This is a genomic window from Arthrobacter sp. BG5 (assembly GCF_056680155.1).
On the sequence record NZ_CM155268.1, the window covers coordinates 3,707,202 to 3,722,717 of the forward strand.

A 15,516-nucleotide genomic window follows, 5' to 3' on the forward strand; every position below is an offset into this window, starting at 1 on the left:
GGCCCGCCCGTGAAACCATCAGCCGTGAGCAAATTCCAGGAGCAGCCATGTCCGTAGCCGTCCGCGTCATCCCGTGCCTGGACGTCGACGCCGGCCGCGTGGTCAAGGGGATCAATTTCGAAGGCCTGCGCGACGCCGGCGACCCGGTGGAGCTGGCGCACCGCTACGACAACGGCGGCGCCGACGAACTGACCTTCCTGGATGTCACCGCGTCCTCCGGCAACCGCGAAACCACCTTCGACGTCGTCCGCCGCACCGCGGAGGAAATCTTTATCCCGCTGACCGTCGGCGGCGGTGTCCGCGGCGTCGCCGAGGTGGATAAACTGCTGCGCTTCGGCGCGGACAAGGCGGCCATCAACACCGCGGCCGTCGCCCGGCCCGACGTGATCGACGAGATCACCCGGCACTTCGGTTCGCAGGTCCTGGTGCTTTCCCTCGACGCCCGGCGCACCCGGCCCGGCTCGCAGCCGACCCCGTCCGGGTTCGAGGTCACCACCCACGGCGGCCGCCAGGGCACCGGCATTGACGCCCTCGCCTGGGCGCGCGAGGCCGCCGACCGCGGCGTCGGCGAGATCCTGCTCAACTCGATCGACGCCGACGGCACCAAGGACGGCTTCGACCTGGAGCTGATCCGGCTGGCCCGCGCCAGCGTGAAGGTGCCGCTGATCGCCTCCGGTGGCGCCGGCAAGCCCGAGCACTTCCCGCCGGCGGTGGCCGCGGGCGCTGACGCCGTACTCGCAGCCTCGGTGTTCCACTTCGGCCCGCTGGACATGATCGCCCAGGTCAAAACCGCCATCCGGGAGGCAGGCTTCGAAGTCCGCTGACCACCTGCCGAGACCACCGCGGTTTAAAGCAACGCGGGGTCACATTGCGCCCAACCCGAAGGGGAATATGGGCGCGATGTGACCCCGCGTTGTTTGGTTTAGTGCGAGCTTAGAGGCCGACTTCGGCGGACTGCAGGAGTGCGACGGCGTCCGGCTGGCCCTCGAAGGTCACCAGCGCGTGCCTAGTGCGGCCATGCGCATGCATCAGGAGTTCGCCCGGTTCGCCGACGATCGCGACCGAGACGGGCGCGCGCTTGGCCACATGCCGGGGACCGGACGGGCGCACCAGGACGATGCCCAGGTCCACGCCGCGGTACAGGATGGCGGCCCGCTTGATCAGTTCATCCCAGAGAGCGTCGGAGTAGGCCTCGTCCAGGGCGCGCGGGGCCCAACGGTCCACCGCCCTGCGGACATCCTCGGTATGCACGAAATATTCGATCAGGTTGGAGCTCTCGTCCAGGGCTTTGATCAACATGGGGGAGAGCGCAGGCGGACCGGCGCGGAAGGTGTTGACCAGCCGGGCGTACGCGTCCGGCGTCCGGACCTTGGCGGCGAGTTCGGCCGTGGCTTCGTCCGAGGCCTTGGACAGGCGCTTGATCAGCAGGCCCAGTCCAACGCGGGCTTTTCGCTCCCGCAGATACAGGTGCGCGGCAAGATCCCGGGTCTGCCAGCCCTTGCAGAGCGTGGGGGAGTCAGGACCGGCCGCCAGCAAGGTTTCGGCCAGAACTTCTCGGGATGGATCGACGAAATGCATCACTTGTGAAACTAGCACGAGACGCCGGTCCGTGTGCACAGCGGGCGCCGTGATTTTGGCGGCGTCGGGCTTTTAGCGCACATGTTAAGCGCGGGCCCCTCGGCGCCGGGCGGCAGCCGGTCCCGAGGCACTAGACTTGAGCTGATGTCTGAGCAGCCCGCCCCCGCCCCCGTCAGCGAAACTCCGCTCCCTGCCGGCCTGGCCGCGTCCCTGAAACGGGACAGTGCCGGCCTGGTGGCAGCGATCGTCCAGCAGTACGACACCAACGAGGTGCTGATGCTCGGCTGGATGGACGACGAGGCGCTGCACCGCACCATGACCAGCGGCCGCGTCACCTTCTACTCCCGCTCCCGGCAGGAATACTGGCGCAAGGGCGACACCTCCGGCCACGTCCAGTGGGTCAAGTCGCTCGCGATCGACTGCGACGGCGACGCCCTGTTGGTCCGCGTCGACCAGGTCGGCGCTGCCTGCCACACGGGCACCCGGACGTGCTTCGACGGACGCGCGCTGGACGCCGTCGTCGGCCACGCCGACTGACCCCGCATGCATAGCCGCGCCCACCGCGGCGCGCACCGCGGCACCCCACCAGCTTCAGACCAAGAGAACAGGCGGAAAAACGCAGCCATGCAGGACCTTGGAATCATCAGCCCCAGCCTGGACGAGTTCCGGGAGCTCGCCGGCCACAGCCGCGTCATCCCCGTCCGGCTGAAGGTGCTGGCTGACGCCGAAACGCCGATCGGTTTGTACCGCAAACTCGCCCAGGGCCAGCCGGGAACCTTCCTGCTGGAGTCCGCCGCGGTGGGCGGCGCCTGGTCCCGCTACTCCTTCATCGGCGCGAGGTCCCGCGCCACGCTGACCACCAGGGACGGGCAGGCACACTGGCTCGGCGAGCCGCCCGTGGGTGTGCCGCTGGACGGCAGCCCGGTCGACGCCATCCGGGACACCCTGCGCGTCCTGCACACCGACCGCTTCGAGGACCTGCCGCCCTTCACCTCCGGCCTGGTCGGCTTCCTCGGCTGGGAAACCGTCCGGCACTGGGAGAAACTCACCAGCCCGCCCGAGGATGACCTGCAGCTGCCGGAAATGGCGCTGAACCTCGTGACGGACATGGCCGTGCACGACAACATGGACGGCACCGTGCTGCTGATCGCCAACGCGATCAACTTCGACAACAGCTCCGAGCGCGTCGACGAGGCCTGGCACGACGCCGTCGCCCGGGTGAAAGAGCTGCTGGCCAAGGTCAGCACCCCGACGGAACAGCCCATCTCCGTGCTGCAGCCCGCTGCCGTCGACTTCGCCTCCAGCGTGCAGGAGCGCTGGGACGAGAACGACTACCTGGCCGCCCTGGACCGCGGCAAGGAAGCAATCGTTGACGGCGAGGTCTTCCAGGTGGTGATCTCCCGGCGCTTCGAAATGGAATGCGGAGCCGACCCGCTGGACGTCTACCGGGTGCTGCGGAACACCAACCCCAGTCCCTACATGTACATCTTCAGCCTCGAGGACGCCGCGGGCCGCCAGTATTCGATTGTGGGTTCCTCCCCGGAAGCCCTGGTCACGGTCACCGGTGAGGACGTCATCACCCACCCGATCGCCGGATCCCGGCCGCGCGGCAAGACCATCGAAGCGGACAAGGCCCTCGCCGAGGAACTGCTCGCCGACGAGAAGGAACGCGCCGAACACCTGATGCTCGTGGACCTTTCCCGCAACGACCTCTCCAAGGTCTGCGTGGCCGGAACCGTGGACGTCACCCAGTTCATGGAGGTGGAGCGGTTCAGCCACATCATGCACCTGGTGTCCACGGTGGTGGGCAAACTCGCGCCGTCCGCCACCGCCTACGACGTGCTCAAAGCCACCTTCCCGGCCGGCACCCTCTCCGGCGCCCCAAAACCGCGCGCGCTGCGGCTGCTGGACGAGCTGGAACCGCACCGCCGCGGCATTTACGGCGGCGTCGTGGGCTACCTGGACTTCGCCGGCGACCTGGACATGGCGATCGCCATCCGCTCCGCGCTGCTCCGCGAAGGCCGCGCCTACGTGCAGGCCGGCGGCGGGATCGTGGCCGACTCCGTCAACGCCACCGAGGCGATTGAAACCATCAACAAGGCCGCCGCCCCCATGCGCGCCGTCCACACGGCCCAGTCGCTGCGCAACATCACGGCCGACACGGTGCCCGGGACCGGGACGGAGCAGCCATGACCGGCCCCGCAGGAACGATCAAGAGCACCAGCCCGGCCGTCCCGCGCTGGGCCCGGAAGTCCACCCTGGTCCTGGTCGTCGCCGCGCTGGCGCTGGCGGTCTTCGGCACCACCACCCAGACCTGGCTGTCCGTCCAGCTGGACCCCAGCCAGCTCGGCCAGGGCGTCAGCAGCCAGGACGGACTGCAGGTCCAGGGGAGCAAGGCAGCCACCACGGTGACGGCGCTGGCCCTGGTTGCGCTGGCCGGCGGCCTCGCCGCGTCGATCGCCGGACGCATCGCCCGGTGGGTCATCACGGCGATCATCCTGCTCGCCGCCGCCGGGATCGTTGCCGCCGCGGCGACCGTATTGGCCGACCCGCTGGCCGCGGCGCAGGGTTCCATCGCCGCCGCCACCGGCATCAGCGGCAGCAACGTCCAGGTGGCGACCACCGCCTTTCCCGTCCTCGCCGTCGTCGCCGGTTCCCTGCTGGGGCTCAGCGCCCTGGCGATCGTGCCCGCCGGACGGTACTGGAAGAGCCGCACCAAGTACGACGCCGCCGCCACCGGCGGCGCCTCGGACCCCGCCGGGCCGACCGACGAGATCGACAGCTGGGACCGGCTCTCCCGCGGCGACGATCCCACCTGAGCCGGTGCCGCGGGTGATCCCGCGGACGCTGCCGGCCACCCGGCCAGTAACGCGGCCAACGGCGCCGCCAATAAATGGCAGAATGTAAGCAGTATTGATCCTGAGGAGATTTCCATGAGCAAAGCCCCTGTTTCTGCACCCAAGCCCGCCGCCGGCACCGGCGTCTACGACGGCGTCGACCACAGCGAGCCGACCGGCCACGGCAACAGCCCGGCGGCCTGGACCACCGTGATCGTGATGCTGATCGGTGCCCTCATCGCAGCCATCGCCTTCGTGATCGCCAACACCCCGATCTTTATCGCGGGCGCGGCCGTCATGCTGATTGGCCTCGTGGTGGGCTTCGTGATGCGCAAAGCCGGATACGGCGTCGGCGGCAGCAAGCTGAAGAACTCCGGCCACTAAGAGTGACTGTTCTCGATGACATCAATGCCGGTGTCAGGGAGGATATGGAGGCACGCCAGCGCCTCGTCACGCTCGCCGAACTGAAGGAGCGTGCCGCGGCGGCCGCCCCGGCGCGCGACGCCTGGGCCGCCCTGGGCGGGCCAACGGAGCGGACGCAGCTCAAGGTGATCGCCGAAATTAAACGGCGCAGCCCCTCCAAGGGCGACTTGGCGAGCATCGCGGACCCGGCCTCGCTGGCGGCGCAGTACGCCGACGGCGGCGCGGCCGTGATCAGCGTGCTCACCGAGCAGCGGCGCTTCAACGGCTCGCTCGCGGACCTGGACACCGTCCGGGCCGCGGTGGACATCCCGCTGCTGCGCAAGGACTTCATGATCGACGAGTACCAGATCTGGGAGGCCCGGGCCCACGGCGCCGACCTGATCCTGCTGATCGTCGCCTCCCTGTCCGACGCGCAGCTGCGCGAGTACAGCGCGCTCAGCCACGAGCTGGGCATGAACGTCCTCGTGGAGACCCACACCGCCGGAGAAGTTGAGCGCGCCGTCGCCGCGGGAGCCCGGATCATCGGCGTGAACGTCCGCAACCTCAAGACGCTCGACGTCGACCGTTCCGTCTTCGCCGAACTCGCCGCCGGCATCCCGGCCGGGTCGCTTGTGGTGGGCGAATCCGGTGTACGCGGCGTCGACGACGTCCGGCACTACGCGGCCAGCGGCGCCAACGCCGTCCTGGTCGGCGAGGCGCTGGTCAGCGACGCGACCCCGCGCGAGCGGATCGCCGAATTCATGGCCGCCGGAGCCGAAGAAATCGCCGCACGTTCCTGACCGCGTCCGGCCGGATCCCCGGCCGGACTCCGCGGCGCTTCCGTGCGGCACCGAAGATCTAGTTAGCAGTGGAACAGGATGGTGAGACTGATGGTCGATGCGCCAACAGCCGGCTCAGAGGACAGCCCCGTGGATGCGTTCCTGGAGGGCAGCCGACCGGATGAAGACGGACCGCAGGGCGCACCCTCCCTGCGCCACAACCCGGGACCCTACTTCGGCTCCTACGGCGGCCGCTGGATGCCCGAGTCCCTCATCGCCGCCCTGGACGAGCTCGAGGACACCTTCGAGAAGGCCAAGGCCGATCCCGAGTTCACCGCGCAGATCGCGGAGCTGAACAAGAACTACTCCGGGCGCCCGTCGCTGCTTACCGAAGCCAAGCGCTTCGCCGAGCACGCCGGGGGAGTGCGGATCTTCCTCAAGCGCGAGGACCTGAACCACACCGGCTCGCACAAGATCAACAACGTGCTGGGCCAGGCGCTGCTCGCCAAGCGGATGGGCAAGACCCGCGTCATCGCCGAGACCGGGGCCGGGCAGCACGGCGTGGCCAGCGCCACCGCCGCGGCCCTGCTCGGCCTGGAGTGCGTGGTCTACATGGGCGCCGAGGACTGCCGCCGGCAGGCCCTCAACGTGGCCCGGATGGAGCTCCTCGGGGCCACCGTCATCCCGGTGACCAACGGCTCCCAGACGCTCAAGGACGCCATCAACGAGGCGCTCCGGGACTGGGTCGCCAATGTGGGCAACACGCACTACCTGCTGGGCACCGCCGCCGGAGCGCACCCGTTCCCGGCCATGGTGCGGTACTTCCACGAAGTCATCGGCGAGGAAGCCCGCGCCCAGATCCTGGAACAGACCGGCCGGCTGCCGGACGCCGTCTGCGCCTGCATCGGCGGCGGCTCCAACGCGATCGGCATCTTCCACGGCTTCCTCGATGATCCCTCGGTGAAGATCTACGGTTTCGAAGCCGGCGGCGAGGGCGTCGAAACCGGGCGCCACGCGGCGACCATCACGCTGGGCAAGCCCGGCGTGCTGCACGGTGCCCGCTCCTACCTGATGCAGGACGACGACGGCCAGACCATCGAGTCGCACTCCATCTCCGCCGGCCTGGACTACCCCGGCGTCGGACCCGAGCACTCCTACCTGGCCGACATCGGCCGGGTCAGCTACGAGCCGATCACGGACAGCGAGGCCATGGAAGCCTTCCGCCTGCTCTGCCGCACCGAGGGCATCATCCCGGCCATCGAGTCCGCGCACGCCCTGGCCGGCGCCATGAAGATCGGCCAGCGCCTGGCCGCCGACGCCGGCGATACCCCCGGCGGCGCCTCAGACAAGATCGTGCTCGTAAACCTCTCCGGCCGCGGCGACAAGGACGTGGCCACCGCCGCGGAATGGTTCGACCTGCTGGACAAGGATTCACCCGAGCACGAGATCGCCCAGGAGGGGGAGCAGCTGTGAGCGACACCGACAACAACACCGAAGGCCAGACCGACGGCCACGCCGAAGGCAAAGTGCAGTCCGCCAGCAAGTCCGCGGCGGCCATCGACCGGGCCAGGGCCCAGGGCCGGGCCGCCCTGATCGGATACCTGCCCGCCGGCTACCCGAGCGTTGAGGACACCATCGCCGCCGGCATCGCGCTGGCCGAAAACGGCGCCGACCTGATTGAGATCGGCATCCCGTACTCGGACCCGGTGATGGACGGCCAGGTCATCCAGGCCGCCACCACCGAGGCGCTGGCCAAAGGCTTCCACGTCAGCCAGGTCTTCGACGTCGTCCGCGGCATCACGAGCAAGACCGAGGCTGCCGTCCTGGTCATGACCTACTGGAACCCCGTGGTCCGGATGGGCGTGGACGAGTTCTCCCGCCGCCTGGCCGACGCCGGGGGAGCCGGGCTCATCACGCCGGACCTGATTCCGGACGAAGCCGCAGAATGGATGGCCGCCTCGGACAAGTACGGCCTGGACCGGGTGTTCCTCGTGGCACCGTCGTCCTCGCCGGAACGGATGAAGCGCACCGTCGACGCGAGCCGCGGGTTTGTGTACGCCGTCTCCATCATGGGCGTCACCGGCGCCCGCACCTCCGTCAGCTCCGCGGCCAAGGACGTCGTCGCCGCGGCCCGGGCGGCGGGCGCCGAACGCGTCTGCGTGGGCCTGGGCGTCTCCAACGCCGGCCACGTCCGCGAAATCGCCGCCTACGCCGACGGTGTGATCGTCGGTACCGCCTTGGTCGCGGCGATCGGCGAGGGCGGCGTGGATGCGGTAGCGTCCTTGACGAAAGAGCTCAGCACCGGCTTGAGCAAGGAAGAAGCGTAAGCAATGCAGTCAATCCTCCACGCGGCAGCGATGGTTCCCGCGAGCATTCCGAGCCCGGACTGGTCCGGCTTCGATATCCCGCTGCCCTGGGGGACCCTGCGGATCCACGCCTACGCGCTGTGCATCCTGGCCGGCATCATCGCCGGCCTCTGGCTGACCTCCGTGCGCTGGGCCCGCCGCGGCGCGCCTGAGGGCAGCGTCTGGGACATCGCCATCTGGGCCATCCCCTTCGGCATCATCGGCGGCCGGCTCTACCACGTGGTGTCCTCCCCGGACGCCTACTTCGGCCCCGGCTTCGACGGCACCGGGGACCTGTCCCTGATCCCGCAGATCCAGCGCGGCGGCCTCGGGATCTGGGGGGCCGTGGTGCTCGGCGCCGTCGGCGCCTGGATCGGCTGCCGCCGCGCCGGCGTCAAGCTCAGCGCCTTCATGGACGCCGCGGCCCCCGGCCTGCTGCTCGCCCAGGCGATCGGCCGCTGGGGCAACTACTTCAACCAGGAACTCTTCGGCGGCCCCACCACCCTGCCGTGGGGCCTGCAGGTCGACGCGGACAACCCCAACTTCCCGGCCGGCATGCCGGCTGACACGCTGTTCCACCCCACGTTCCTCTACGAATCCCTGTGGAACCTCGTGGGAGTGGTGGTGCTGCTCGCCCTGGACCGGAAGTTCTCCTTCCGCCGCGCCCGGTTGTTCTGGCTCTACGCCATCTACTACACGCTGGGCCGCGTTTGGATCGAGGCCATGCGGATTGACGACGCCGAGCAGATCAACCTCTTCGGCATCACCACACGGCTCAACGTCTGGACCAGCATCTTCGTGCTCATCGCCGCGCTGGCGGTCTTCATCGTCCTGGGCCTGCGCAAGCGCGAGGTCCCGGACACCCCCTACCTGCCGGGTCGCGAACCGGAGGCTGCTGTGACGACGGACGACGTGAAGGGGGACGACGCCGTCGGGCAGGATTCGGCGGACGACGCCGACGCCGACGCCGACGCGGAACCGGCGACGGTGCCGGCCGCCCCCGCTGCTATCCGCCATTCGGACACAGCTGTCTCAGATACTGAATCGCGTGCTAATGTCCCGGGTAACCAGAGCGGTCCGGACCGCGCTTCGGCCCCAGCCGAAGCGCCCGGCGAATCCACCGGCGGCACCAAACCCGCCAGCGGAGAACCTGCCACCGGAGCATCCGGCAGCAGGGGCACCGGAACCGCGCCGGAAGCTGACAGCACCAAGTAGCTCAGCACCGGCAATCGGGCTGCAGGGCGAACGCCGGCTGGGCCCGAGTCCACAGCGTCGTGGCGAGATGGTTTGCATGGAGCAGCAGACAGCTGCACGCTATGCAAACCCGGGCTGGCGGCCCGCGTAACTGTTCGTACAGCAAGCGGCGCTGGCCTACAATTCGAGTAGGAAAAACACGTTGTTGTGCCCGTCACACCGGCGCACCGATACGGGCCAATGTTGTCCCTCCCATACGCACGATCAGGAGGAAGGACGTCTCCCATGACCCAAACCCTGCACAGCCCCAGCTGGTCCGGTCCGGACCAGCCCGCCACGGCTATCTCACCGTTCAAGCGCTTCGCGGCACTGCCCGACGCCGCCGGACTGTACAACCCGGAGCAGGAGAAGGACGCCTGCGGCCTGGCCATCATTGCCACCCTGCGCGGCGAACCCGGCTACGACATTGTTGACGCCGCGCTGACCGCCCTGCGCAACCTTGAGCACCGCGGTGCCGTCGGCGCCGATGAGGGAACCGGTGACGGTGCCGGCCTCCTCATGCAGGTCCCGGACGAGTTCTTCCGCGCGGTCACCGACTTCGAGCTGCCCGCCGCCGGCCAGTACGTGGTGGGTACCGCGTTCCTGCCGGCCGAACAGCGTGAATCCGACGCCGCCAAGGCCGGCATCGAAGGCCTCGCCGCCGACGAGGGGCTTACGGTCCTGGGCTGGCGTGAAGTCCCGATTGTGGCCGACCTCGTTGGCGCCATGGCCCGGGCCTGCATGCCGTACTTCTCGCAGCCGTTCTTCGCCTCCAGCACCGGGGAGTCGCTCTCCCGCAACGAACTCGACTCCCGGGCCTGGCGGATCCGCAAGCGCGCCCAGAACAAGTTCGGCGTGTACTTCCCCTCGCTGTCCTCCCGGACCATCGTCTACAAGGGCATGTTGACCACGGCGCAGCTTGAACCGTTCTACCCAGACCTCTCGGACACACGTTTCAAGACCAAGCTCGCGATCGTCCACTCGCGCTTCTCCACCAACACCTTCCCGTCCTGGCCGCTGGCCCAGCCGTTCCGCACCATCGCGCACAACGGCGAGATCAACACGGTCAAGGGCAACCGGAACTGGATGCGTGCCCGCCAGTCGCAGCTGGCCAACCCGCTGCTGGGGGACAGCCCCGAGGAGCTCTACCCGATCTGCACCCCGGGCGCCTCGGACTCGGCCTCCTTCGACGAGGTCGCGGAACTGCTCTGGCTCTCCGGCCGGCCCATCACGCACTCGATCATGATGATGATCCCCGAGGCATGGGAAAACCACGCCACGATGGACCCCGCCCGGCGCGCGTTCTACGAGTACCACTCGCTGCTGATGGAACCGTGGGACGGCCCCGCCGCCGTGTCCTTCACCGACGGCAACCTCGTCGGCGCCACCCTTGACCGCAACGGGCTGCGCCCGGGCCGGTACTGGATCACCGAGGACGGCCTGGTCGTCTTCGCCTCCGAGGTGGGCGTGATCGACGTCGAACCCTCCAAGGTGGTCAAGAAGGGCCGCGTCTCGCCCGGCAAAATGTTCCTCGTCGATACCGAGGCGGGCCGGATCATCGACGACGCCGAGGTCAAGGCCGAGGTCGCCGCGGCGAACCCCTGGGCCGAGTGGGTCAAGGACAACCTGATCGACCTGGCGGACCTGCCCGAACGCGAGCACGTGGTGCACACCGCAGCCTCGGTCAACATCCGCCAGCGCACCTTCGGCTACACCACCGAGGAACTGAAGATCCTGCTCGGCCCGATGGCCCGCACCGGCGCCGAACCCCTCGGCGCGATGGGCTCGGACACCCCGGTGGCCGTGCTCTCCAAGCGGCCCCGGCTGCTCTTCGACTACTTCGTGCAGTCCTTCGCACAGGTCACCAACCCGCCGCTGGACGCCATCCGTGAGGAACTGGTCACCTCGCTGACCTGCGCGATCGGCCCCAACGGCAACCTGCTGGACACCAAGCAGGTCCGCCAGCCGCAGGTCTCGCTGCCGTTCCCGGTGATCAACAACGACCAGCTGGCCAAGATTGCCAACATTGAAAACGCCGACGGCGACCGGGTCGCCATGAAGGTGCGCGGCCTGTACCGTCCCGACGGCGGCGAAAACGCGCTGCGCGCCCGGCTGACCGAAATCTGCGAGCAGGTCTCCGGCGCCATCAACCGCGGCGTCCAGTACGTGGTGCTCTCGGACCGCGACTCGAACGCCCAGTGGGCGCCGATCCCGTCGCTGCTGCTGGTCAGCGCCGTGCACCACCACCTGCTGCGCAGCGCCAACCGGACCAAGACCGCGCTGGTCGTCGAGGCCGGAGACGTCCGCGAGACGCACCACGTCGCCGTGCTGATCGGCTACGGCGCGTCCGCCGTCAACCCGTACCTGGCGATGGAATCCGTGGAGCAGCTGATCTCCTCCGGCGACGTCACCGGCGTCACCGCCCAGGACGGCGTCTACAACCTGATCAAGGGCCTGGGCAAGGGCGTCCTGAAGATCATGTCCAAGATGGGCATCTCCACGGTCGCCTCCTACACCGGCGCCCAGACCTTCGAGGCGCTCGGCCTGGGCCAGGAACTGGTGGACGAATACTTCGCCGGCACGCACTCCCAGCTGGGCGGCGTCGGCCTGGACGTCATCGCCGCCGAGGTCGCGGCGCGGCACCGGATGGCCTACCCGGAAAGCGGGATCGAACTGCCGCACCAGCCCCTGCTGGGCGGCGGCGAGTACCAGTGGCGCCGCGACGGCGAACCGCACCTGTTCAACCCGGAAACGGTGTTCCGGCTGCAGCACGCCACGCGGGAGCGCCGCTACGACATCTTCAAGGCCTACACCCGCGGCGTGGACGACCAGTCCACGAACCTGATGACCCTGCGCGGGCTGCTGAAGTTCAAGGGCGGACTGCGCCCGGCGGTCCCGCTCGAGGAAGTGGAGCCCGTCTCCAGCATCGTCAAGCGTTTCTCCACCGGCGCGATGAGCTACGGCTCGATCTCGCAGGAGGCCCACGAGACCCTCGCGATCGCCATGAACCGGCTGGGCGGCAAGTCCAACACCGGCGAAGGCGGCGAGGACGTGGACCGGCTGCTGGACCCCACCCGGCGCTCGGCGGTCAAGCAGATCGCCTCGGGCCGCTTTGGAGTGACCAGCCTGTACCTGACCAACGCGGACGACATCCAGATCAAGATGGCGCAGGGCGCGAAGCCCGGCGAGGGCGGCCAGCTGATGGCCCAGAAGGTGTACCCCTGGGTGGCCCGTACCCGGCACTCCACGCCCGGCGTCGGACTCATCTCGCCGCCCCCGCACCACGACATCTACTCGATCGAGGACCTCGCGCAGCTGATTTATGACGCCAAGCGGGCCAACCCCTCGGCGCGGGTGCACGTCAAACTGGTTTCCGAGGTCGGCATCGGCACTGTCGCCGCCGGCGTCACCAAGGCCAAGGCCGACGTCGTACTGGTCTCCGGCCACGACGGCGGCACCGGCGCCTCGCCGCTGAACTCGCTCAAGCACGCCGGCGTGCCCTGGGAACTCGGCCTCGCCGAGACCCAGCAGACCCTGATGCTCAACGGCCTGCGCGACCGTGTGGTGGTGCAGGTGGACGGCCAGCTGAAGACCGGCCGCGACGTGGTGATCGCCGCGCTGCTCGGCGGCGAGGAGTTCGGTTTCGCCACCGCGCCGCTGGTGGTCTCCGGCTGCATCATGATGCGCGTCTGCCACCTGGACACCTGCCCGGTGGGCGTCGCGACGCAGAACCCCGAGCTGCGTTCACGCTTCAACGGCAAGCCCGAATTCGTGGTCAACTTCTTCGAATTCCTGGCCGAGGAAGTCCGTGAGATCCTCGCCGAGCTCGGCTTCCGGAGCCTGGAAGAAGCGATCGGCCACGCCGAGATGCTCGACACCCGCGAGGCCATCAGCCACTGGAAGGCCGAAGGGCTGGACCTGGACCCCATCCTGCATGGACTGGAGTTCGACGACGACGCCCCGCTGCGCAACCTCACCGGCCAGAACCACGAGCTGGACAAGCACTTCGACCAGCGACTGATCGCGATGGCCGCGGAAGCCTTGAGCGACCGAACCCCGGTGAAGATCGCCGTCGACGTGATCAACACGGACCGGTCCGTGGGCACCATGCTCGGCCACGTGGTCACCAAGACCTTCAGCACCGACGTGCTGGCCACGGACACGATCGACATCACGCTGACCGGCACCGCCGGGCAGTCTCTCGGCGCGTTCCTGCCGGCCGGCATCACGCTGCGGATGTTCGGCGACTCCAACGACTACGTCGGCAAGGGACTCTCCGGTGGCCGCATCATCGTCCGCCCGGACCGCACCAACGTGTTCGCCGCGGAGCGGAACGTGATCGCGGGCAACGTGATCGGCTACGGCGCCACGAGCGGCGAGCTCTTCCTGCGCGGCCAGGTGGGGGAGCGCTTTATGGTGCGCAACTCCGGCGCCACCGCGGTGGTCGAAGGCATCGGCGACCACGGCTGCGAGTACATGACCGGAGGCCAGGCGCTGATCATTGGGCGCACCGGCCGCAACTTCGGCGCCGGCATGTCCGGCGGCACCGCCTACGTCCTGGACCTGCAGACCGAACGGGTCAACAAGCAGGCCCTCGACGCGGGCGAGCTGCAGCTGCGCGAACTGGACGCCGAGGACCGCGAAATTGTCCACGGGCTGCTGGTCAAGCACCTTGAGGAAACCGAGTCGCTGCACGCGGCCCGGCTGCTTGAGAACTTCGACGACACCGCCGCCCGCATTACCAAGGTGCTGCCGCGCGACTACGCGGCGGTGCTGCAAACCCGTCTTGACGCCATCGAAGAGGGCCTGGACCCCGACGGCGAAGAAGTTTGGTCTCGAATCCTGGAGGTGACCGGTGGCTGATCCACGCGGATTTCTGAAAGTACGCCAGCGTGAAACGCAGCCCCGCCGTCCGGTTCCGGTCCGCATCATGGACTGGAAAGAGGTCTACGAAGCCCAGGAAAAGGGTGTCCTGAAAAGCCAGGCGGGCCGTTGCATGGACTGCGGCGTCCCGTTCTGCCACCAGGGCTGCCCGCTGGGCAACCTCATCCCGGAGTGGAACGACCTCGTCTGGCGGGACAAGGGCGAGGAAGCGATGGAACGGCTGCACGCCACCAACAACTTCCCCGAGTTCACCGGGCGGCTCTGCCCGGCACCCTGCGAGGCGTCCTGCGTGCTGGGGATCAACCAGCCTGCCGTGACCATCAAGCAGGTTGAGGTCTCCATTGTGGACCAGGCCTTCGACAACGGCTGGGTCACCCCGCTGCCGCCGGCGCGCCTCTCCGGCAAGACGGTCGCCGTCGTCGGCTCCGGCCCCGCCGGGCTCGCCGTCGCGCAGCAGCTGACCCGGGTGGGCCACACCGTCGCCGTGTACGAGCGCGACGACAAGATCGGCGGCCTGCTGCGGTACGGCATCCCCGACTTCAAGATGGAAAAAGAGCACGTGGACCGCCGCCTGGACCAGATGAAGGCCGAGGGCACACGCTTCCGGACCGGCGTGGCCGTCGGCACCGACGTGACCTGGGAGCAGCTGCGCCGGCGCTACGACGCCGTCGTGGTCGCCACCGGCGCGACCGTCCCGCGGGACCTGCCGATCCCGGGCCGCGAGCTCGAAGGTGTGCACTTTGCGATGGACTACCTGGTCCCCGCCAACCGTGTGGTGGCTGGCGAGAGCGTGGAAAACCAGATCAACGCCGCCGGTAAGCACGTGGTCATCCTCGGCGGCGGCGACACCGGCGCGGACTGCCTCGGCACCGCCCACCGGCACCAGGCCGCGTCCGTGACTACGCTGGCGATCGGCAAGCAGCCGTCCGCGGAGCGGGCCGCGCACCAGCCCTGGCCGACGTTCCCCACCCTGTTCGAGGTGGCCAGCGCCCACGAGGAAGGCGGTGAGCGCACCTACCTGGCGTCCACCGTCGAATTCGTCGGCGAGAACGGCAAGCTGACCGGCGTCAAGGTCGCCGAGACCGAATTCGTTGACGGCAAGCGGCTGCCCAAGGCCGGCACCGAGCGGATCATCCCGGCGGATCTGGTCTTCCTGTCGCTGGGCTTCACCGGCGCCGAACCGGCCGGAATCACCGACCAGGTGCACGCCGAATTCGACGGCCGCGGCAACGTGGCCCGGGACGGCTACTACATGACCAACACCGAAGGCGTCTTCGTCGCCGGCGACGCCGGACGCGGCCAGTCCCTGATCGTCTGGGCGATCGCCGAGGGGCGCGCCTGCGCCGCCGCGGTGGACAAGTTCCTGATGGGCAGCACCGTTCTCCCGGCGCCGGTAGCGCCGACCGACCGGGCGATCGCCGTCCTGTAGTCCGGCCCGGCCCCTTGCGGCCCGGGCCG

The 15,516-nt window shown here is 68.9% G+C and carries 12 protein-coding genes; 11 read left to right on the top strand and 1 reads right to left on the bottom strand.

Annotation, left to right across the window (positions count from 1 at the left end; translation table 11 throughout):
* Positions 1-47 precede the first annotated feature (47 nt).
* A complete protein-coding gene (gene hisF / locus AC1MBE_RS16965; protein WP_479779867.1) occupies positions 48-824 on the top strand; it encodes an imidazole glycerol phosphate synthase subunit HisF in 777 nt (258 codons plus the stop codon).
* A 109-nt stretch (positions 825-933) separates the two neighbouring features.
* Here the strand turns inward: hisF and AC1MBE_RS16970 are convergent, their stop codons facing one another.
* Positions 934-1,578 (bottom strand): TIGR03085 family metal-binding protein, encoded by a 645-nt coding sequence (locus AC1MBE_RS16970; protein WP_479779868.1) that lies wholly within the window; start codon positions 1,576-1,578, stop codon positions 934-936.
* A gap of 144 nt (positions 1,579-1,722) precedes the next feature.
* Here AC1MBE_RS16970 and hisI point away from each other — a divergent pair, with 144 nt between their 5' ends.
* The 10 genes from hisI (at position 1,723) to AC1MBE_RS17020 (ending at position 15,487) form a co-directional block, all read left to right on the top strand.
* Positions 1,723-2,115, top strand: a complete 393-nt coding sequence (gene hisI / locus AC1MBE_RS16975) for a phosphoribosyl-AMP cyclohydrolase (RefSeq protein ID WP_479779870.1) — start codon at positions 1,723-1,725, stop codon at positions 2,113-2,115.
* A gap of 87 nt (positions 2,116-2,202) precedes the next feature.
* Positions 2,203-3,771 (top strand): anthranilate synthase component I, encoded by a 1,569-nt coding sequence (locus tag AC1MBE_RS16980; RefSeq protein ID WP_479779872.1) that lies wholly within the window; start codon positions 2,203-2,205, stop codon positions 3,769-3,771.
* Entirely contained in the window at positions 3,768-4,397 is a 630-nt protein-coding gene (locus tag AC1MBE_RS16985; RefSeq protein WP_479779873.1) for a Trp biosynthesis-associated membrane protein, read from the top strand. Before AC1MBE_RS16980 ends, AC1MBE_RS16985 begins: the two co-directional genes overlap by 4 nt.
* A gap of 114 nt (positions 4,398-4,511) precedes the next feature.
* A complete protein-coding gene (locus AC1MBE_RS16990; RefSeq protein ID WP_346958951.1) occupies positions 4,512-4,799 on the top strand; it encodes an HGxxPAAW family protein in 288 nt (95 codons plus the stop codon).
* Positions 4,800-4,801: 2 nt separating this feature from the next.
* Positions 4,802-5,617 carry an indole-3-glycerol phosphate synthase TrpC gene (gene trpC / locus AC1MBE_RS16995; RefSeq protein WP_479779875.1) on the top strand — a complete coding sequence of 272 codons (816 nt, stop codon included), beginning with the start codon at positions 4,802-4,804 and terminating at the stop codon, positions 5,615-5,617.
* Positions 5,618-5,707: 90 nt separating this feature from the next.
* Positions 5,708-7,069, top strand: coding sequence for a tryptophan synthase subunit beta (gene trpB / locus AC1MBE_RS17000; RefSeq protein WP_479779877.1), 1,362 nt, complete (start codon positions 5,708-5,710; stop codon positions 7,067-7,069).
* Positions 7,070-7,122: 53 nt separating this feature from the next.
* Positions 7,123-7,923, top strand: a complete 801-nt coding sequence (gene trpA, locus AC1MBE_RS17005) for a tryptophan synthase subunit alpha (protein ID WP_479782685.1) — start codon at positions 7,123-7,125, stop codon at positions 7,921-7,923.
* 3 nt (positions 7,924-7,926) lie between these two features.
* Positions 7,927-9,156 carry a prolipoprotein diacylglyceryl transferase gene (lgt, locus tag AC1MBE_RS17010; RefSeq protein WP_479779879.1) on the top strand — a complete coding sequence of 410 codons (1,230 nt, stop codon included), beginning with the start codon at positions 7,927-7,929 and terminating at the stop codon, positions 9,154-9,156.
* 264 nt (positions 9,157-9,420) lie between these two features.
* Entirely contained in the window at positions 9,421-14,037 is a 4,617-nt protein-coding gene (gltB, locus tag AC1MBE_RS17015) for a glutamate synthase large subunit (RefSeq protein WP_479779881.1), read from the top strand.
* Complete coding sequence (locus AC1MBE_RS17020) at positions 14,030-15,487, top strand: glutamate synthase subunit beta (RefSeq protein ID WP_479779882.1); 1,458 nt, start codon at positions 14,030-14,032, stop codon at positions 15,485-15,487. The genes gltB and AC1MBE_RS17020 overlap by 8 nt, the downstream gene beginning before the upstream one ends.
* The last annotated feature ends 29 nt before the right edge of the window (positions 15,488-15,516 follow it).

Coding starts and splice junctions, on each gene's coding strand:
- gltB (WP_479779881.1), top strand. CDS start 9,421: ATGACCCAAACCCTGCACAGCCCCAGCTGGTCCGGTCCGGACCAGCCC.
- AC1MBE_RS16980 (WP_479779872.1), top strand. CDS start 2,203: ATGCAGGACCTTGGAATCATCAGCCCCAGCCTGGACGAGTTCCGGGAG.
- AC1MBE_RS16990 (WP_346958951.1), top strand. CDS start 4,512: ATGAGCAAAGCCCCTGTTTCTGCACCCAAGCCCGCCGCCGGCACCGGC.
- lgt (WP_479779879.1), top strand. CDS start 7,927: ATGCAGTCAATCCTCCACGCGGCAGCGATGGTTCCCGCGAGCATTCCG.
- AC1MBE_RS16970 (WP_479779868.1), bottom strand. CDS start 1,578: ATGCATTTCGTCGATCCATCCCGAGAAGTTCTGGCCGAAACCTTGCTG.
- trpB (WP_479779877.1), top strand. CDS start 5,708: ATGGTCGATGCGCCAACAGCCGGCTCAGAGGACAGCCCCGTGGATGCG.
- hisF (WP_479779867.1), top strand. CDS start 48: ATGTCCGTAGCCGTCCGCGTCATCCCGTGCCTGGACGTCGACGCCGGC.
- hisI (WP_479779870.1), top strand. CDS start 1,723: ATGTCTGAGCAGCCCGCCCCCGCCCCCGTCAGCGAAACTCCGCTCCCT.
- AC1MBE_RS16985 (WP_479779873.1), top strand. CDS start 3,768: ATGACCGGCCCCGCAGGAACGATCAAGAGCACCAGCCCGGCCGTCCCG.